A 21,078-nucleotide genomic window follows, 5' to 3' on the forward strand; every position below is an offset into this window, starting at 1 on the left:
ATTTCTAAATGCAATATTTGGATTAAATACTAAAAAGGTAAGAAACCATGTCTAAAAACATTACGTTGAAAATTAATAACGCTAAAGAAACCGTGGAGATGCTGAACCTGAAAACAGCATCTGGTGAGGTTTTGCGTATTCCTGCGCAGGCGAATGTTAACTATCAGTTTATTGACGAAGCTACACAATTTGGTCCTGAAAATATTATGACCAAGCGTGTGGGCAATAATTTGGAAATTGCATTTGAAGGTACGGATATTCAAAATCCGGATGTAATTCTGGAAGATTATTATTTAAAAGAAACAGGTGCTTCTAAAAGCAGTCTGTTGGTAGGTCAGCACGAAAATGGCGGAATGTATCCTTATGTTCCTGAAAGTGCGCAACCTGATGATGCGGTAACCATGTTGGCCGAAGAAGTGGAAGCCGGCCAAGCTTTGGGCGGGGAGGTAGTAGGTGCATTGTGGGCACCTGCTCCTTGGTGGCTGCTGGGCTTGTTGCCTTTGGGAGGTTTGGCTGCAGCTGTTGGTAATAAAAATACTGCTCCCGGTCCTATTCATGTAACCATTGATGCGCCGGATAATACTAACGATAACACTCCTCGTGTTACCGGTGAAACAGATGCAGCTCCTGGTAGTTTGGTTACTATTCAATTTACTGACAGCAAGGGAAATGTTCAAACTGTTTCAACTATTTTAAGTGAATTAGGACAATTTGAAGCTGAACCTAAACAGCCACTGGCAGACGGTAAATATATTGTGACTGTTACTGTTCAGGACGTAGAGGGTAAAACAGCTCAAAATCAAGATGACGGCAATATCGACACGACTGCCGTTATTGTCGTTGATGCGCCGGAATTGACTAATGACAATACACCGACCATTACCGGTACAACTAAAGATGTTGAAGAAGGTCAGGTTGTAACTCTTACTATTACTGATGCGGCAGGTGTTACACAAACTGTAACCGCATTGGTAAAAGCAGACGGCTCATATGAAGTTGAAGTTCCTAAAGAGCTCGCAGATGGTAAATATACTGTTTCTGCTTCAGTTCAAGATAAATTAGGTAATAAGGCTCAAAATGAAGATACGGGATCGGTAGATACAACTGCTCCGGCCATTACCGTAGACGCACCGGACGGCCGCAGCAACGACGCCACCCCGACCATCACCGGTAAGACCGATGCCGAGCCGGACCAAGTGGTGACCCTGACGGTAACCGACGCCAAAGGCCAAGTCCAAACCATCGAAACCCCGGTGAAATCAGACGGTAGCTTCGAAGTAGAAGTACCGAAAGATTTGGCAGACGGCCCATACCGCGTTACCGCCCAAGTGAAAGACAAAGCCGGCAACCCGAGTAACGTAGCCGAAGACAGCGGCGAAATCGATACTGCGGCAGGCATTACCGTAGACGTACCGGATTTAAGCAGCGACGCCACCCCGACCATCACCGGTAAAACCACCGATGTAGAAGAGGGCCAAGTGGTAACCGTTGTGGTGACCGACAAAGACGGCAACACCCAAACCGTAACGACGACCGTTCAAAAAGACGGCAGCTACAGCGTTGACGTACCGAACGCCTTACCGGAAGGCAGCTACAGCGTAGAAGCCAGCGTAAGCGACAAAGCCGGCAACAAAGCCACCGCCAAAGACGGCGAGCACGGCCGCGGCAACGAGATCGACACGACCGCACCGGTAGTGACCGTAGACGCACCGGACAACAGCAAAGACAACACACCGGGCATCAGCGGTAAGACCGACGCACCGGAAGGTTCCGTAGTAACGGTTGTGGTGACCGACAAAGACGGCAACACCCAAACCGTAACGACGACCGTTCAAAAAGACGGCGGTTTCCAAGTAGACGTACCGAACCCGTTACCGGAAGGTCCGTACACCGTAGAAGCCAAAGTCAGCGATCCTGCCGGCAACGAAGGCAAAGGCAGCGACAAAGGCTCTGTGGACACCACCGGTCCGGCCATTACCGTAGACGCACCGGACGGCCGCAGCAACGACGCCACCCCGACCATCACCGGTAAGACCGATGCCGAGCCGGACCAAGTGGTGACCCTGACGGTAACCGACGCCAAAGGCCAAGTCCAAACCATCGAAACCCCGGTGAAATCAGACGGTAGCTTCGAAGTAGAAGTACCGAAAGATTTGGCAGACGGCCCATACCGCGTTACCGCCCAAGTGAAAGACAAAGCCGGCAACCCGAGTAACGTAGCCGAAGACAGCGGCGAAATCGATACTGCGGCAGGCATTACCGTAGACGCACCGGATTTAAGCAGCGACGCCACCCCGACCATCACCGGTAAAACCACCGATGTAGAAGAGGGCCAAGTGGTAACCGTTGTGGTGACCGACAAAGACGGCAACACCCAAACCGTAACGACGACCGTTCAAAAAGACGGCAGCTACAGCGTTGACGTACCGAACGCCTTACCGGAAGGCAGCTACAGCGTAGAAGCCAGCGTAAGCGACAAAGCCGGCAACAAAGCCACCGCCAAAGACGGCGAGCACGGCCGCGGCAACGAGATCGACACGACCGCACCGGTAGTGACCGTAGACGCACCGGACAACAGCAAAGACAACACACCGGGCATCAGCGGTAAGACCGACGCACCGGAAGGTTCCGTAGTAACGGTTGTGGTGACCGACAAAGACGGCAACACCCAAACCGTAACGACGACCGTTCAAAAAGACGGCGGTTTCCAAGTAGACGTACCGAACCCGTTACCGGAAGGTCCGTACACCGTAGAAGCCAAAGTCAGCGATCCTGCCGGCAACGAAGGCAAAGGCAGCGACAAAGGCTCTGTGGACACCACCGGTCCGGCCATTACCGTAGACGCACCGGACGGCCGCAGCAACGACGCCACCCCGACCATCACCGGTAAGACCGATGCCGAGCCGGACCAAGTGGTGACCCTGACGGTAACCGACGCCAAAGGCCAAGTCCAAACCATCGAAACCCCGGTGAAATCAGACGGTAGCTTCGAAGTAGAAGTACCGAAAGATTTGGCAGACGGCCCATACCGCGTTACCGCCCAAGTGAAAGACAAAGCCGGCAACCCGAGTAACGTAGCCGAAGACAGCGGCGAAATCGATACTGCGGCAGGCATTACCGTAGACGCACCGGATTTAAGCAGCGACGCCACCCCGACCATCACCGGTAAAACCACCGATGTAGAAGAGGGCCAAGTGGTAACCGTTGTGGTGACCGACAAAGACGGCAACACCCAAACCGTAACGACGACCGTTCAAAAAGACGGCAGCTACAGCGTTGACGTACCGAACGCCTTACCGGAAGGCAGCTACAGCGTAGAAGCCAGCGTAAGCGACAAAGCCGGCAACAAAGCCACCGCCAAAGACGGCGAGCACGGCCGCGGCAACGAGATCGACACGACCGCACCGGTAGTGACCGTAGACGCACCGGACAACAGCAAAGACAACACACCGGGCATCAGCGGTAAGACCGACGCACCGGAAGGTTCCGTAGTAACGGTTGTGGTGACCGACAAAGACGGCAACACCCAAACCGTAACGACGACCGTTCAAAAAGACGGCGGTTTCCAAGTAGACGTACCGAACCCGTTACCGGAAGGTCCGTACACCGTAGAAGCCAAAGTCAGCGATCCTGCCGGCAACGAAGGCAAAGGCAGCGACAAAGGCTCTGTGGACACCACCGGTCCGGCCATTACCGTAGACGCACCGGACGGCCGCAGCAACGACGCCACCCCGACCATCACCGGTAAGACCGATGCCGAGCCGGACCAAGTGGTGACCCTGACGGTAACCGACGCCAAAGGCCAAGTCCAAACCATCGAAACCCCGGTGAAATCAGACGGTAGCTTCGAAGTAGAAGTACCGAAAGATTTGGCAGACGGCCCATACCGCGTTACCGCCCAAGTGAAAGACAAAGCCGGCAACCCGAGTAACGTAGCCGAAGACAGCGGCGAAATCGATACTGCGGCAGGCATTACCGTAGACGCACCGGATTTAAGCAGCGACGCCACCCCGACCATCACCGGTAAAACCACCGATGTAGAAGAGGGCCAAGTGGTAACCGTTGTGGTGACCGACAAAGACGGCAACACCCAAACCGTAACGACGACCGTTCAAAAAGACGGCAGCTACAGCGTTGACGTACCGAACGCCTTACCGGAAGGCAGCTACAGCGTAGAAGCCAGCGTAAGCGACAAAGCCGGCAACAAAGCCACCGCCAAAGACGGCGAGCACGGCCGCGGCAACGAGATCGACACGACCGCACCGGTAGTGACCGTAGACGCACCGGACAACAGCAAAGACAACACACCGGGCATCAGCGGTAAGACCGACGCACCGGAAGGTTCCGTAGTAACGGTTGTGGTGACCGACAAAGACGGCAACACCCAAACCGTAACGACGACCGTTCAAAAAGACGGCGGTTTCCAAGTAGACGTACCGAACCCGTTACCGGAAGGTCCGTACACCGTAGAAGCCAAAGTCAGCGATCCTGCCGGCAACGAAGGCAAAGGCAGCGACAAAGGCTCTGTGGACACCACCGGTCCGGCCATTACCGTAGACGCACCGGACGGCCGCAGCAACGACGCCACCCCGACCATCACCGGTAAGACCGATGCCGAGCCGGACCAAGTGGTGACCCTGACGGTAACCGACGCCAAAGGCCAAGTCCAAACCATCGAAACCCCGGTGAAATCAGACGGTAGCTTCGAAGTAGAAGTACCGAAAGATTTGGCAGACGGCCCATACCGCGTTACCGCCCAAGTGAAAGACAAAGCCGGCAACCCGAGTAACGTAGCCGAAGACAGCGGCGAAATCGATACTGCGGCAGGCATTACCGTAGACGCACCGGATTTAAGCAGCGACGCCACCCCGACCATCACCGGTAAAACCACCGATGTAGAAGAGGGCCAAGTGGTAACCGTTGTGGTGACCGACAAAGACGGCAACACCCAAACCGTAACGACGACCGTTCAAAAAGACGGCAGCTACAGCGTTGACGTACCGAACGCCTTACCGGAAGGCAGCTACAGCGTAGAAGCCAGCGTAAGCGACAAAGCCGGCAACAAAGCCACCGCCAAAGACGGCGAGCACGGCCGCGGCAACGAGATCGACACGACCGCACCGGTAGTGACCGTAGACGCACCGGACAACAGCAAAGACAACACACCGGGCATCAGCGGTAAGACCGACGCACCGGAAGGTTCCGTAGTAACGGTTGTGGTGACCGACAAAGACGGCAACACCCAAACCGTAACGACGACCGTTCAAAAAGACGGCGGTTTCCAAGTAGACGTACCGAACCCGTTACCGGAAGGTCCGTACACCGTAGAAGCCAAAGTCAGCGATCCTGCCGGCAACGAAGGCAAAGGCAGCGACAAAGGCTCTGTGGACACCACCGGTCCGGCCATTACCGTAGACGCACCGGACGGCCGCAGCAACGACGCCACCCCGACCATCACCGGTAAGACCGATGCCGAGCCGGACCAAGTGGTGACCCTGACGGTAACCGACGCCAAAGGCCAAGTCCAAACCATCGAAACCCCGGTGAAATCAGACGGTAGCTTCGAAGTAGAAGTACCGAAAGATTTGGCAGACGGCCCATACCGCGTTACCGCCCAAGTGAAAGACAAAGCCGGCAACCCGAGTAACGTAGCCGAAGACAGCGGCGAAATCGATACTGCGGCAGGCATTACCGTAGACGCACCGGATTTAAGCAGCGACGCCACCCCGACCATCACCGGTAAAACCACCGATGTAGAAGAGGGCCAAGTGGTAACCGTTGTGGTGACCGACAAAGACGGCAACACCCAAACCGTAACGACGACCGTTCAAAAAGACGGCAGCTACAGCGTTGACGTACCGAACGCCTTACCGGAAGGCAGCTACAGCGTAGAAGCCAGCGTAAGCGACAAAGCCGGCAACAAAGCCACCGCCAAAGACGGCGAGCACGGCCGCGGCAACGAGATCGACACGACCGCACCGGTAGTGACCGTAGACGCACCGGACAACAGCAAAGACAACACACCGGGCATCAGCGGTAAGACCGACGCACCGGAAGGTTCCGTAGTAACGGTTGTGGTGACCGACAAAGACGGCAACACCCAAACCGTAACGACGACCGTTCAAAAAGACGGCGGTTTCCAAGTAGACGTACCGAACCCGTTACCGGAAGGTCCGTACACCGTAGAAGCCAAAGTCAGCGATCCTGCCGGCAACGAAGGCAAAGGCAGCGACAAAGGCTCTGTGGACACCACCGGTCCGGCCATTACCGTAGACGCACCGGACGGCCGCAGCAACGACGCCACCCCGACCATCACCGGTAAGACCGATGCCGAGCCGGACCAAGTGGTGACCCTGACGGTAACCGACGCCAAAGGCCAAGTCCAAACCATCGAAACCCCGGTGAAATCAGACGGTAGCTTCGAAGTAGAAGTACCGAAAGATTTGGCAGACGGCCCATACCGCGTTACCGCCCAAGTGAAAGACAAAGCCGGCAACCCGAGTAACGTAGCCGAAGACAGCGGCGAAATCGATACTGCGGCAGGCATTACCGTAGACGCACCGGATTTAAGCAGCGACGCCACCCCGACCATCACCGGTAAAACCACCGATGTAGAAGAGGGCCAAGTGGTAACCGTTGTGGTGACCGACAAAGACGGCAACACCCAAACCGTAACGACGACCGTTCAAAAAGACGGCAGCTACAGCGTTGACGTACCGAACGCCTTACCGGAAGGCAGCTACAGCGTAGAAGCCAGCGTAAGCGACAAAGCCGGCAACAAAGCCACCGCCAAAGACGGCGAGCACGGCCGCGGCAACGAGATCGACACGACCGCACCGGTAGTGACCGTAGACGCACCGGACAACAGCAAAGACAACACACCGGGCATCAGCGGTAAGACCGACGCACCGGAAGGTTCCGTAGTAACGGTTGTGGTGACCGACAAAGACGGCAACACCCAAACCGTAACGACGACCGTTCAAAAAGACGGCGGTTTCCAAGTAGACGTACCGAACCCGTTACCGGAAGGTCCGTACACCGTAGAAGCCAAAGTCAGCGATCCTGCCGGCAACGAAGGCAAAGGCAGCGACAAAGGCTCTGTGGACACTACTGCTCCTGTGATTACCGTAGATGCTCCTGACAACAGCAAAGACACTACGCCGACCATTACCGGTAAGACCAATGCACCGGAAGGTTCCGTAGTGACGGTTGTAGTGACCGACAAGAACGGTGCTACTCAAACTGTGACAGCCAAAGTCAAAGGCGGTAAATACAGCGTTGACGTACCGAATGAGCTGCCGGAAGGTCCATATAAAGCGGATGCGAAAGTTAGGGATGCAGCAGGCAATGAAGGTCGTGCGACAGACAAAGGCTCTGTGGACACTACTGCTCCTGTGATTACCGTAGATGCTCCTGACAACAGCAAAGACACCACGCCGACCATTACCGGTAAGACCAATGCACCGGAAGGTTCCGTAGTGACGGTTGTAGTGACCGACAAGAACGGTGCTACTCAAACTGTGACAGCCAAAGTCAAAGGCGGTAAATACAGCGTTGACGTACCGAATGAGCTGCCGGAAGGTCCATATAAAGCGGATGCGAAAGTTAGGGATGCAGCAGGCAATGAAGGTCGTGCGACAGACAAAGGCTCTGTGGACACTACTGCTCCTGTGATTACCGTAGATGCTCCTGACAACAGCAAAGACACCACGCCGACCATTACCGGTAAGACCAATGCACCGGAAGGTTCCGTAGTGACGGTTGTAGTGACCGACAAGAACGGTGCTACTCAAACTGTGACAGCCAAAGTCAAAGGCGGTAAATACAGCGTTGACGTACCGAATGAGCTGCCGGAAGGTCCATATAAAGCGGATGCGAAAGTTAGGGATGCAGCAGGCAATGAAGGTCGTGCGGCAGACAAAGGCTCTGTGGACACTACTGCTCCTGTGATTACCGTAGATGCTCCTGACAACAGCAAAGACACCACGCCGACCATTACCGGTAAGACCAATGCACCGGAAGGTTCCGTAGTGACGGTTGTAGTGACCGACAAGAACGGTGCTACTCAAACTGTGACAGCCAAAGTCAAAGGCGGTAAATACAGCGTTGACGTACCGAATGAGCTGCCGGAAGGTCCATATAAAGCGGATGCGAAAGTTAGGGATGCAGCAGGCAATGAAGGTCGTGCGACAGACAAAGGCTCTGTGGACACTACTGCTCCTGTGATTACCGTAGATGCTCCTGACAACAGCAAAGACACTACGCCGACCATTACCGGTAAGACCAATGCACCGGAAGGTTCCGTAGTGACGGTTGTAGTGACCGACAAGAACGGTGCTACTCAAACTGTGACAGCCAAAGTCAAAGGCGGTAAATACAGCGTTGACGTACCGAATGAGCTGCCGGAAGGTCCATATAAAGCGGATGCGAAAGTTAGGGATGCAGCAGGCAATGAAGGTCGTGCGACAGACAAAGGCTCTGTGGACACTACTGCTCCTGTGATTACCGTAGATGCTCCTGACAACAGCAAAGACACCACGCCGACCATTACCGGTAAGACCAATGCACCGGAAGGTTCCGTAGTGACGGTTGTAGTGACCGACAAGAACGGTGCTACTCAAACTGTGACAGCCAAAGTCAAAGGCGGTAAATACAGCGTTGACGTACCGAATGAGCTGCCGGAAGGTCCATATAAAGCGGATGCGAAAGTTAGGGATGCAGCAGGCAATGAAGGTCGTGCGACAGACAAAGGCTCGGTGGATAGCACTGCTCCTAATGTAACAGGCAACGTTCATACAGTTGTTGAAGCAAGTAATGCTTCTGTACAAGGTGTAATTAAGGTTAAAGATAATGGCTCTGTATCTTCAGTGACTATTGGCGGTAAAGACATTACTGTTGCGACAGCTAAAGCGCCAGTTGTGATTACTACTGATAAGGGTACATTGAAAATCACAGGTTTCAATACAAAAACCGGTACTGTAAATTACACTTATACTGAAAATGGCAATGCAAAAGACCATCGTGGAAACGATACTGTAAAAGATAGCTTTGTTGTGACAGTACGGGATGCAGCAGGCAATAGCTCTATGGCTGCCTTGGATGTAAAAATTACAGATACTAATCCTGTAGCTGTTAATGACACTAATACCATTAGTGAAAAAGCAAAATCTGTATCTGGTAATGTATTGGCAAATGATACTTTAAATGCCGATACCCCGTTGTCAGCCTCAGTCGTTAATGGTCAAGGTACGTACGGTAAACTGACCATCGGTCAAAATGGTCAATATGTTTACACTTTGGATAAAAATAATCCGAAAGTTAAAGCATTGAATGATGGCGATGTATTAAATGATACGTTCAAGTACAAGTTGACTGATGCAGATGGTGACGTTTCCACGGCTTCGGTAACTATCCGTATTAATGGATCATCTTCAGATAAAGCCATTATTGGAAACAATGACTGCAATGTGCTGCACGGACATAGCGGTGATGACGTTTTGATTGGCGATAGAGGCGGTTATCAAACTGTTATTACCAAAGGTACAGATTACAATGTCGCGATCTTGTTAGATATTTCTAACAGTATGCAGCGTTTCGCCACCTCTGATGGTACGACTTATTTGAACATGGCTCGCAAATCGTTGTTGAAACTTGCGCATGATTTAGCAGAACATGATGGTAATGTTAATGTAACTTTATTAGCTTTTAACAGAACAACTCATAAACTGATTAATATTAGTAATCTGAATGAAGACAATGTTGATCGTTTATTGAAACAAATTGTTAACTTGAAAGTTGGCCCAGTTCTTGATGGTTCCACCAACTACGATGATGCTTTCCACGATGCAACTGCATGGTTTAATAAAGTATCGAAAAAAGGTTATGAAAACGTTACATACTTCCTGACGGATGGTCAACCGACATCATATGGTCCTAATGGTACATTAGGTTCGACAGGTGCTTTTGCTACGCAGGCTCCGGCTTCTGCGGCACTGAAGAGCTTTAAAGGCTTGAGTAAAGTTTCAAGTGTTCATGCGGTAGGCTTCGCTAAAGGTATTCAAAAGACTGTATTGGATTTCTTTGATAACACTGTTAAAGACGGTAAAGTAGGTTATAAAGAAGCAGGTTTTGACTACTATGATGCACATGGTGCCGGACGCACTATCTATAAAGGTTATGCAGGTGATGCGACTATTGTTTCTGAACCTCACCAATTGGATGCGGCACTGAAGAGCGGAAGCTCATTGAATGTGCAGAACAAAGTATCTCCCGATGAATTGGTTGGAGGTGCAGGTAATGATGTATTGTTCGGTGACAGCATTAATACTGATCATCTGTCTTGGGTGGATGGCAACACCGGAGCCAAGTATGTAGCTGGCGGTCACGACGGTATGGGTGCTGAAGCTCTGATTGAATACATCCGTTGGAGTGACAATGCAGGTGCTAAGGTAACGCAACAACAAGTTTCAGATTATGTTCATGATAACTGGAAGTCATTGTTGGATAACCGTAATGATGGCGGAAATGACATCCTGAAGGGTGGAGAAGGTAACGATATCTTGTTTGGTGGCGCAGGTAACGATAGCCTGAGCGGCGGAACAGGTGCAGATAAGTTTGTATTCTTGGCTAAGAGCAACAGTGGTCATGATGTTATTACAGACTTTAAAGCAGGTCAGGATAAAGTTGTCTTTGCCGATTTGGTAAGCTCGGATCAGCTCCAAAATGCTGTGTGGAATGATTCGCGCCATACGCTTACATTTACCGGTGTGGGTGAAGATGGTAAAACTTATCAAAACAGCATTACCTTTAAAGGATTATCTGCAGGCCATACGCTGGAAACTATTTTGGAACAGCACGTTGAATTTATCGGCTAATCCGATTAGTTAATAAGAGCTGCACCTTCAAACCTGAGTTGATATCAGGTTTGAAAGGTGCAGTTTTTTATATATTAAAAGACCAATCAATTGTGATAGATTGATTGATCATTATTTATTGTATTAAGCTTAAGGCCGTCTGAAAATATTTAATATGAAGTTAAAAACGTATTTGGATTAGAACCAAGAATTACAGCAGTTTGTGTGATGTTTTGCTTTGTCGGGGGTCTATTAACAGTATTCATATGCGTATATATAAAAAGCCAAACAGCAGTAGACTCATGCTGTTTGGCTTTTTTCGTTTGAATTTAATTTATTGCTTGTGCTCTTCGCTGTCCAAGAAACTTTTCAGGCGATCACTTCTAGTGGGGTGACGAAGCTTGCGTAAGGCTTTGGCTTCGATTTGGCGGATTCGTTCACGAGTTACGTCAAACTGCTTGCCAACTTCCTCCAATGTGTGATCGGTATTCATATCGATACCGAAGCGCATACGTAAAACTTTTGCCTCTCTGGGAGTAAGACTTTCCAGCACATCTTTAGTTACTTCACGCAGGCTGGAGTACATGGCGGCATCTGCAGGAGCTACATTGTTGATGTCTTCGATAAAGTCACCCAAATGTGAATCGTCGTCATCACCGATTGGAGTTTCCATAGAAATCGGTTCTTTAGCGATTTTCATTATTTTTCGAATTTTATCTTCCGGCATTTCCATCAGCTCGGCCAATTTTGCAGAATCAGGTTCTTCACCGTTTTCCTGCAAATATTGACGTGAAATACGGTTCATTTTATTGATGGTTTCAATCATGTGAACCGGAATGCGGATAGTGCGTGCTTGGTCGGCAATTGATCGGGTAATGGCTTGACGGATCCACCAAGTGGCATAAGTTGAAAACTTATAGCCTCGACGATATTCAAACTTATCTACCGCTTTCATCAAGCCGATGTTACCTTCTTGAATTAAGTCCAGAAATTGCAGACCGCGGTTGGTATATTTTTTCGCGATAGAAATAACCAAACGCAAGTTGGCTTGAATCATTTCTTGTTTGGCCGCAGAAGTCTCTTTTTCGCTTACGACCATGTTTTTATTGATTTCTTTCAGCTCTTCAATGGAAATTTGAGCTTGTTTTTCCATGTCTGATAAGAAAGTTTGTTTTTCAATAATTGCATGGCGGAAGCGGTCTAAAGCATTACTCCATACTCTGCCTTTATTGATCTCATTGTTTACCCAATCCAGATCTGTAATGGAAGGGAGGAAATTTTGGATAAAGTAATCCCTCTCCATGTGCACACGTTCTAAACAAATGTCACGGATTTCACGTTCTAATTTGCGGATATTTTCTACACGGTTGCGCAGGGAGCTGCTTAAGTTTTCAATTTGGCGGGTAGCAAAGCGAACTTCAAGCAGTTTGGCTGCAATCGCATCGCGATGTTTGAGATAAGAAGGATGGCGGCTGTCGTGTTTTTTTAATTGGACAACCATTTTGTCATAATCGGTACGGATCTGTTCGAAGTGATCCAATACTTTTGCTTTAAGTTCTTCCAGATTAGTCGCAGATATGGCTTCGGCATCGGCTTCGTCAACATCTTCTTCATCCGGATCGGATTCATCTTCCGGATCTTCGCTGTTTTCCATTCCGCCGCTTTGCTCTAAGTGGCCTAAGCCTAATTCGTTTAGCAAGACTTCGTTGGAGTCGATAATGGCTTCTACGACTTCATCGACTTTGATTTCGTCAGCACGGACGCGCTCGATTAGCTCTAAGATATCTGAAATAGAGCCTGGGCAGGCTGAGATGGCCTGTACCATATTTTTCAATGCATTTTCGATTTTTTTGGCGATGATAATTTCGTCTTCGCGAGTCAGCAGATCGACTTGCCCCATCTCACGCATATACATGCGCACAGGATCGGTCGTGCGGCCGAATTCGCTATCTACGCTGGATAAAGCAGCTTCCGCTTCGGCAACGGCATCATCATCCGTCATTCCGGCAGCGTTGTCGCTGAGCAGAATATCTTCGGCATCGGGAGCCTGCTCGGTTACTTGGATTCCCAAGCCTGAAATCATGCTGACAATATTGTCGATTTGTTCGGCATCAGACATATCGTCGGGCAGGGCATCATTTATTTCCGAGTAGGTAATGTAGCCACGCTCTTTACCCATGATAATGAGTTGGCGCAGTCTGGTACGCTGTTCGTCAGGACTTAATGTGCGGTTGTCGTCTTGTTCGTTATAGTCAGAGTCTTGGGACGGTGTATTTTTAGTAGACATAAATATCTAATTATCTCGTGTTAAATTAAGTAGTTTGAAAGAAAAGGCTGTCTGAAAATAACGTTTTAAGATTGTTCTGCAGTGGTTTGACGACTCGGTTGCAGCGGTTGGTGGCATTTCAGAAGGCCTGATATCGTTTTTAAGCTTACTGCCTACTTAGAAGCGACAATAATAGTTTTTTTTCGCTTTCGTTTAGACCTGTAAGTCGGCTTTTTTGTTTCAATAGGTTAATTTGCGCATATTTTAACTCATTTAAGAGCTTTTGCATTCCAAGTTTGAAGTTCTCGCAGTCTTCTTCCGAGTCGGTATCTAAAGCTTCCGGCATATTTATGGCGGTTTGGAAAATCTGGTTGAGAACGGTTTCGTGGGGAGTGCCACGCATATATTCCAACAGTTGCGCACTGCTTGGTGTATATTCTTGATTTTTAATTGTATCGGCCAAATCTGCCAAGCAGGCAAAATGACCGGTCAGTGTCAGGTATTCGGGTAAGTCTACATATATGGCCCAGCCCGGATTTATCAAGAGACTGCGTATCTGTCTTTGCAGTAAAGTCGGCATTGGAGGCTGCCGGGCGGTTTGTGCAGGGAGTTTGTAGCTTTTTTGTTTTGCTTGGTATTTTGGTGCTTCTTGTCCTATTAATCCGGCTAGGTTTGTGGGATCGATGCCGACAATTTCACTTAATTTTTGTTTGAGAAGAAAACTTAAGGCCGGTGCGGTTATTTGTGCCAACAGGGGGGCGCTGGTTTTAATGAGTTCGGCTTTGCCTTCCTGCGTATTCAGATTGAGGCCGTCTGAAATTTCTTCCCAGAAATATTCGGATAACGGTTTGCTTTGATTTAATAGAGCATCTTCAAATTGATTTTTTCCGTAGGCACGGATGTAGCTGTCGGGATCGTGTTCCTCCGGCAGAAACAGGAAATGTAGAGATTTGTCGTCTTTCAGTTGGGGTAGGGCATTTTCCAAGGCGCGCCAAGCGGCTTTTCTTCCTGCGCGGTCGCCATCGAAGCAGAAATAGATACTGTCGGTTTGACGCATCAGCAGTTTAATATGATCGGCGGTGGTGGCTGTGCCGAGAGAGGCAACGCTGTAACTGATGCCGAACTGGGCCAATGCGACTACGTCCATATAGCCTTCTACCACCAAAATACGGCCGGCTTCTTTAATAGCGGCGCGTCCTTCGTGTAGGCCATATAGATTACGTCCTTTATCAAACAGGGGGGTTTCGGGTGAGTTGAGATACTTCGGTTCGCCTTTATCGAGAATCCGTCCGCCGAAACCGATGACTTGTCCGCGTTGGTTGCGGATGGGAAACATAATGCGGTCACGGAAACGATCATAATGTTTGCCGTCTTTTTCAATCACCATACCGCTTTCAACCAGTGGTGTGCTTGGGTAGGGGGTGAATATTTGGGCAAGTGGCTGCCAGCCGTCCGGAGCGTAGCCCAAGCCGTAATGTTCGATAACTTCAGGGCTTAAACCGCGTTGGTTTAGATAGGTTTGTGCGCGTTGGCTTTGCTTTAATTGTTGTATGTAGAATGAAGCAGCGGTTTTGGTGGTATCTTCCAGTGTTTGTTGCTTTTTTTTTCGTTCGCGCACGATTTCCGGGTTTTCTTGGCGCCCTTGCTGCCGGGGTACAACCATGCCGACGCGGTCGGCAAGATATTGTACGGCTTCGGTAAAGCTTAATCCTTGGTATTCCATGATGAATCCGATGGCCGAACCGTGTGCGCCGCAGCCGAAACAGTGGTAGAACTGTTTTTGAGGGCTGACGGAAAATGAAGGGGATTTTTCTTTATGGAACGGGCAGCAGGCCATATAGTTCGCCCCGCCTTTTTTTAGTGGCAGGTGCTCATCGATAATGTCAACGATATCGACTTTGGCTAATAGCTCGTCTATAAAATCACTGGGTATCATAATGTAGTCTGCATGAGAGGCCGTCTGAAAATTTCAGACGGCCTGAATTGACGGCTTATGCAGTTAATGCGGTTTTGAGGATTTTATTGACTTCGCCCATATCGGCTTTGCCTGCAAGGTTGGTTTTCAAAACGCCCATGACTTTACCCATATCGGCCATGCTTGAAGCGCCTGTTTGGACAATGGCAGCCTCGACTGCAGAACGAATTTCGTTGTTAGACATCATTTGAGGCAGATAGCGGTTTAATACTTCGATTTCGGCATTTTCTTTATCTGCCAAATCGCTGCGGCCTGCGTCGGCATAGATTTTGGCGCTATCTTTGCGTTGTTTGACCATTTTGGTCAGGATAGCGGTAATTTGATTGTCGTCAGCCTCATTACGCTCGTCGACTTCGTATTGTTTTATAGCGGCATTAATCAGGCGAACGGTAGAGAGCGTAATGCTGTCTTTGTTGCGCATGGCTGTTTTCATGTCTTCGGTGAGTTGTTGTTTCAGGTTCATGGTATGCTCGCTTGAAAATCGGATAACATCGGATATCGGATTAAACAGGATTAAAGGCAAAAACACCGCAGGGCATAGCCTTACGGTGTGTCTTGCTTAAATTACAGGGTTGAGCCTGTAATTAGTACATTTTAGGAGGCAGTTGTTGGCTGCGCAGGCGTTTTTGCAAACGTTTTGCTGCTGCTGCTTTTTTGCGTTTGCGTTCGGTAGTCGGCTTTTCGTAAGCTTCTCGGGCACGCAGTTCGGTTAACAAGCCGGTTTTTTCAACAGCGCGTTTGAAACGGCGCATGGCAACTTCAAATGGTTCATTTTCTTTTACACGGATAGCAGGCATTTTATTTCCTTACAATAATTTGTTCGTTAGCGGGTCGGGCTTCTAGCCGACCGTCAAAAATTTGTTTATGTATCGCATTTGTGTTTGGATAAACAGGGGCGGGATACGCGCCGTGATGTAAAACATCACCTCCTAACAGGCGGCTTGCATCTGCTTGGCAAACCGTAAAAATATTTGATATTCCCTATATCGGGCTAAATTAGCCGTAGATTATCTTATTTGGTCATGAATTTGTCAATGTTTTATAAAAGGCCGTCTGAAATTCAGACGGCCTTTGTTGTATTTAGTTGCGTGTTACGCTGCGTATGTGCGGTATGGCATGAAGTGCCCGGATAATCTCGTTGAGCTGTTTGAGATCTGTGGTGGCGATGAAGAATTTGAATTCGATAAAGCCTTCTGTGCCGGCTTGTCTTTGTGTTGTTTCTACAAATTCAATATCGGCTCCTTCTCCTGAAATAGCTTGTGCCAAAGAGGCGAGCAGGCCCCGTGTATCTTGGGAATTTACAGTTAGGGAAGTTTTGTATGAGCCTTCTTGGATTTGATCCCAATCCGCATCCAGTTGCTGCTCGGGATCAGCTTTGAGTAAGTTGGCACATGTATCTCTATGGATAACCATGCCTTGTTCTTTGAGCAATACAGCTCGGATGCTGTCGCCCGGTATAGGATTACAGCATTGGCCTAAATGGATGCGGCCGTTTTCTGTTCCGTTAACTTTAATCGGCCCGAGTTTGACTTCGTCTCCGAAGTGCTCGCCGGCCAGTCGTGCGATATTCATGGCAACGGAAACGGGAAGGGTTTGCCCCATACCGACTTGATACAGCACTTCTTCGAAAGAGGTTTGTTTGTTATTAAGATCAGCCAGATATTTTTCTTTGAGGCCGTCTGAAAGTAAAACGTTTTGCGGCAGTAAGCTGGAAAGGGCTTTTTGCAGCAGGTTTTCACCCAAATTAATCGCATCCTGGCGGTTTTGGTTTTTCATATAGGCACGAATAGCACTACGGGCACGGCTTGATGCGGCAAAATTGAGCCAGGCGGGATTCGGATGGGAGTGCTCGGATGTGACAATTTCGACGGTGTCGCCGTTTTTTAATTTTGTGCGCAACGGAACGGCGGTATTGTTAACGCGAGCGGCAACTGTGCGGTGGCCGATATCTGTGTGCACGGCATAAGCGAAGTCGATAAGTGTCGAACCTTTAGGAAGATTGAGGATTTTTCCTTTGGGTGTAATGACATAAATCTCGTTCGGGAACAGATCAACTTTGAGGTGTTCCAGAAATTCAACGGCATTCGAGCTTTGCGCTTGCAGCTCTAAAATATTTTTCAGCCATTGGTTGGTATGTAGTGTTGCCTGATTAACGGTATCGGTTCCGGATTTGTAAATCCAGTGTCCGGCAATACCGCCTTCGGCAACTGCATCCATTTCCCGAGTGCGGATCTGTACTTCGATGGGTAAGCCGTGCGGACCTACTAAGGTAGTATGCAGGCTTTGATAGCCGTTGCTTTTTGGAATGGCAATATAGTCTTTAAACCGGCCGGGTTTGGGTTGGTAAAGATTGTGCAGGATGCCTAATGCTGCATAGCAGGCAGGAATGTTGTTGACGATCACGCGAAAACCGTAAATATCCAGCACTTCTGCAAAGTCCATTTTCTTGGCCTGCATTTTTTGATGGATACTGTATAAGTTTTTTTCCCTGCCTTTGATTTTGGCTTCGATATTGGCACTGACCAGGCTTTGGTTAAAGGCACGCAATACTTTGCCGACTACGTCGCGGCGGTTGCGGCGACTGGCCTGCATGGCTTTTTGCAGCACTTTATAACGGTGCGGATGGATATTTTGAAAAGAAAGATCTTGAAGTTCGCTGTAAACTTTGTTTAAGCCGAGACGGTTGGCGATTTGTGCATAAATCGTCAGTGTTTCACGGGCGGTTTGGCGACGTTTGGCGGGATCTTTGGCTCCCAGCGTACGCATATTGTGCAGCCGGTCGGAAAGTTTGACGACAATGACGCGCAAGTCTTTAGTCATGGCCAGAATCAGTTTGCGGAAACTTTCTGCCTGATGTTCTTCTTTGCTGTGGAATTCTAATTTATTTAGTTTCGATAAGCCGTCTACCATATCGGCAATCGTGCTGCCGAATTCACGTGCCATTTCCTCTTTGGTAATGGTGGGAACGTCTTCCAAAACGTCGTGCATCAAGCCTGCGCACAGGCCTTGTACATCCATATGCCACGCAGCTAACTGGGTTGTTACCGCAATAGGGTGGGTGATATAGGGTTCGCCACTTTTTCTAAATTGTCCCTCGTGAGCCTGAAAAGCGTAAGCACATGCTTTTTCCAGCAGGGCTTTATCTTCCTCGTTGAGATAAGAAACAGTTTGGAACAATAAATCTCGGGCTTCGGCAACTATCCCTGTGTATGGTGCGGTTGGTGTGGGTGTCGGCATATGGATGACCTTTTTTATAAAGGTTTGAATTATTTATTGCGATCCAGCATTTCAGAACCGATTTGTCCTGCGGCGATTTCGCGCAATGCGGTAACAGTCGGTTTGTTGTTGCGGATGTCATCTACCAGCGGTGTGTTACCGTTTTCCAGTTGGCGTGCACGGCGGGCGGCGATCAAGGTTAAATCAAAGTGGTTGGGGATTTTGGTAACGCAGTCTTCTACAGTAATTCGTGCCATTTTTATATGTACTTTCTTACAGATGTTTGAAAAATATGTGGAAACGGTTATTTTCCCTTTTTTTTAGGAATTTTCCAATAGATTTTCTATAAACAGTTGTTGTGAATTTTGTTTCAGGCGGTGGGCTTTAATGATATGCAGCAGGTCGTTTTCTGCAACATCCAAGTCTTCGTTGACAACAACATAGTCGAAAAAGAAAGCCTGTTCGATTTCGTGTCTGGCTTTATTCAGTCTTTTATTGATGACTTCTTCACTATCGGTTGCACGACCGATGAGCCGCTCGGCCAAGATTTGGAATGAAGGGGGAAGGATAAAGATGCTGCAGGCATCGGGAAGGATGCGGCGGACTTGTTCTGCACCTTGAATGTCGATTTCCAGAATAACGTCGTAGCCTTGTTCGCGGAGAAGGTTGACACCTTCTATGCTTGTACCGTAATAGTTGTCGAATACTTTGGCATGTTCTAAAAAGGCATTCTCACGGATAAGGTTTTCAAATTTCGGGATATCGATGAAGTAGTAATGTTTGCCGTGCACTTCGCCTTCGCGTGCTTGGCGTGTGGTATGGGAAATGGAAACACGGATGTCTCCATGATGTTTCAGCAGCCGGGAGACCAAAGTGGTTTTGCCTGTGCCTGATGCTGCGGAAATAATGAATATATTGCCTTTTTTCGGGGTGCTCATAGCGTTTCCAGTTGATTTTTACGTCGGTTTATTATGCCATAACGGCTGAAGCGGCGACAACGGGTTAGGGCTTGGGTAAGTATACGAAAAGTAGCTATAATATTAAGCTTGTGTCTGATTTTTATTCAGTTCTGTTTGCATATTGAGGAATATTATGTTGATTCATCCTGACGTTATGGGTGTGGCCGAGTTGGCCAAAAAAATTAGGAAAATACCGAATTGGCCTCAAAAAGGGATTTTATTTCATGACATTACGCCGGTGTTGCAAAGTCCGGAGTATTTCCGTTTGTTGGTAGACTTATTGGTGTACCGTTATGCAAGCCAAAAAATCGATATTGTGGCAGGCCTGGATGCGCGTGGCTTCATTATTGGTGCGGCCTTAGCTTATCAGTTGAATGTGGGTTTTGTGCCTATCCGTAAAAAAGGTAAGCTGCCTTTTGAGACGGTTTCTCAAAGTTATGCTTTGGAGTATGGTGAGGCAACGGTGGAAATCCATACGGATGCGGTTTGGGAAGGTGCACGCGTGTTGTTGGTTGATGATTTGGTCGCCACAGGCGGTACTATGCAGGCGGGGATTGAGTTGATTAAGAAACTGGGTGGAAATATTGTGGAAGCTGCGGCAATTTTGGAGTTTACCGATTTACCCGGTGGCCGGTCGATCAGAGATAAGGGCGTACCTTTGTTTAGCTTGTGTCAAAATGCAGGCTGTATGCCGGACTAAGCATATTGGGAATATTAAAAAGGCCGTCTGAAATTTTCAGACGGCCTTTTTTCAGACGGCCGGCCTATAAACAGAAAAAAGTTTTAAGATGGTCGTTGCAATACCCAGCTTTGGATTTTTCTTGCATCGTTAACACGGCTGAGTGAAGTCGGTGAATTCAAGAGAACGATGGTAATAGGCTGGCTTTGAATGTTGGCTTTCACAACCATAGAGCGACCTGATTCGCGAATGTAGCCGGTTTTTTGCAATTCGATGTCCCAAGCACCTTCTCTGATTAGTGCATTGGAATTTCGATAATTTTGCAGGCGGCCTGAGCTGGTATAAACCGAGCTATGTGTTGATGTGCTTAGATTGCGGATTTGGGCATATTTGCTGGCGGCAGTAACCATTTTGGTCAAGTCGTTGGCAGTGGAAACATTGCGGAAATCCAAACCTGTCGGCTCATAGAAGCGGGTTTGGTGCATACCCAAACTTTGTGCTTTTGCATTCATGGCAGCTACGAAAGCAGGCATTCCGCCGGGATAGCTTCTGCCTAAGGCATGAGTCGCACGGTTTTCGCTGCTCATCAGACTTAAATGCAGCAGCTCGCGTCTGGTCAGCATGGTGCCGATAGATAAACGGCTTCCGGTGCCTTTTAGCCGGTCGATTTCGTCAGGGGTGATAGCAATGAATTCATTCATATCTTGACGGGCGTCCAATACAACCATAGCGGACATCAGCTTGGAAATGGAAGCGATCGGCATCACCCTGTTTGCATTCTTTTGGTAGAGAATCTCACCTGTTTTGTTGTTGATGATGAGAGCCGATTGAGAAGATAACAGAGGGCCGGCTTGGATGGCTTGTTCGCTGATAAAATCGGAAATATCTTGCGGCTGTGAAATCGGATGTACAGGTGTTGCGGCCGGAACGATAAAGTTTTGTTCTAAAAATTGACCCAGTACGTCGATGTCGTCGGCATGAGCGGAAACTGAGCCTAAGCTTAATCCCAGACTCATGCAAGCCAAAAAGATTTTTTTAGGAATTTTGAATAGTTTCATCATCTACGGTTTCCTAAGTGGTTTGATAAATTGTATAAAAATTACGAGGCAGTTGAATAAGCTTGGTTTTTT

Annotated in this window: 10 protein-coding genes; 2 read left to right on the forward strand and 8 right to left on the reverse strand. The window is 48.8% G+C overall.

All coding sequences use genetic code 11. The features are described 5' to 3' along the window. The first annotated feature begins 47 nt into the window (after positions 1-47). Positions 48-10,874: an Ig-like domain-containing protein gene (locus tag EL309_RS08530; RefSeq protein WP_126382097.1), complete on the forward strand. Its 10,827-nt coding sequence runs from the start codon at positions 48-50 to the stop codon at positions 10,872-10,874. A 313-nt stretch (positions 10,875-11,187) separates the two neighbouring features. On the opposite strand, the gene rpoD is transcribed toward EL309_RS08530, so the two are convergent. The 7 genes from rpoD to gmk form a co-directional block, all read right to left on the reverse strand. Further along, the gene (gene rpoD / locus EL309_RS08535; RefSeq protein ID WP_004285260.1) at positions 11,188-13,140 is read right to left on the reverse strand and encodes an RNA polymerase sigma factor RpoD; all 1,953 of its coding nucleotides are present in this window, start codon (positions 13,138-13,140) and stop codon (positions 11,188-11,190) included. A 145-nt stretch (positions 13,141-13,285) separates the two neighbouring features. Further along, positions 13,286-15,055, reverse strand: a complete 1,770-nt coding sequence (gene dnaG, locus EL309_RS08540) for a DNA primase (protein ID WP_004285259.1) — start codon at positions 15,053-15,055, stop codon at positions 13,286-13,288. A gap of 55 nt (positions 15,056-15,110) precedes the next feature. After that, a complete protein-coding gene (locus tag EL309_RS08545) occupies positions 15,111-15,557 on the reverse strand; it encodes a GatB/YqeY domain-containing protein (protein WP_193777310.1) in 447 nt (148 codons plus the stop codon). A 121-nt stretch (positions 15,558-15,678) separates the two neighbouring features. Beyond that, positions 15,679-15,891, reverse strand: coding sequence for a 30S ribosomal protein S21 (gene rpsU, locus EL309_RS08550; RefSeq protein WP_003680926.1), 213 nt, complete (start codon positions 15,889-15,891; stop codon positions 15,679-15,681). 283 nt (positions 15,892-16,174) lie between these two features. Then, positions 16,175-18,331 (reverse strand): RelA/SpoT family protein, encoded by a 2,157-nt coding sequence (locus EL309_RS08555; RefSeq protein WP_036494306.1) that lies wholly within the window; start codon positions 18,329-18,331, stop codon positions 16,175-16,177. Positions 18,332-18,360: 29 nt separating this feature from the next. Beyond that, a complete protein-coding gene (gene rpoZ / locus EL309_RS08560; protein ID WP_004285450.1) occupies positions 18,361-18,567 on the reverse strand; it encodes a DNA-directed RNA polymerase subunit omega in 207 nt (68 codons plus the stop codon). Between the two features lie 63 nt (positions 18,568-18,630). After that, on the reverse strand, positions 18,631-19,248 hold the full coding sequence (gene gmk / locus EL309_RS08565; RefSeq protein WP_004285255.1) for a guanylate kinase: 618 nt from the start codon (positions 19,246-19,248) through the stop codon (positions 18,631-18,633). Between the two features lie 154 nt (positions 19,249-19,402). Here gmk and EL309_RS08570 point away from each other — a divergent pair, with 154 nt between their 5' ends. Continuing rightward, the gene (locus EL309_RS08570) at positions 19,403-19,969 is read left to right on the forward strand and encodes an adenine phosphoribosyltransferase (protein ID WP_004285254.1); all 567 of its coding nucleotides are present in this window, start codon (positions 19,403-19,405) and stop codon (positions 19,967-19,969) included. Between the two features lie 83 nt (positions 19,970-20,052). On the opposite strand, the gene EL309_RS08575 is transcribed toward EL309_RS08570, so the two are convergent. Further along, positions 20,053-20,964, reverse strand: coding sequence for a serine hydrolase (locus EL309_RS08575; RefSeq protein WP_372512984.1), 912 nt, complete (start codon positions 20,962-20,964; stop codon positions 20,053-20,055). Positions 20,965-21,078 lie beyond the last annotated feature (114 nt).

The sequence above is a fragment of the Neisseria weaveri genome (assembly GCF_900638685.1).
Taxonomy (GTDB): Bacteria; Pseudomonadota; Gammaproteobacteria; order Burkholderiales; family Neisseriaceae; genus Neisseria; species Neisseria weaveri.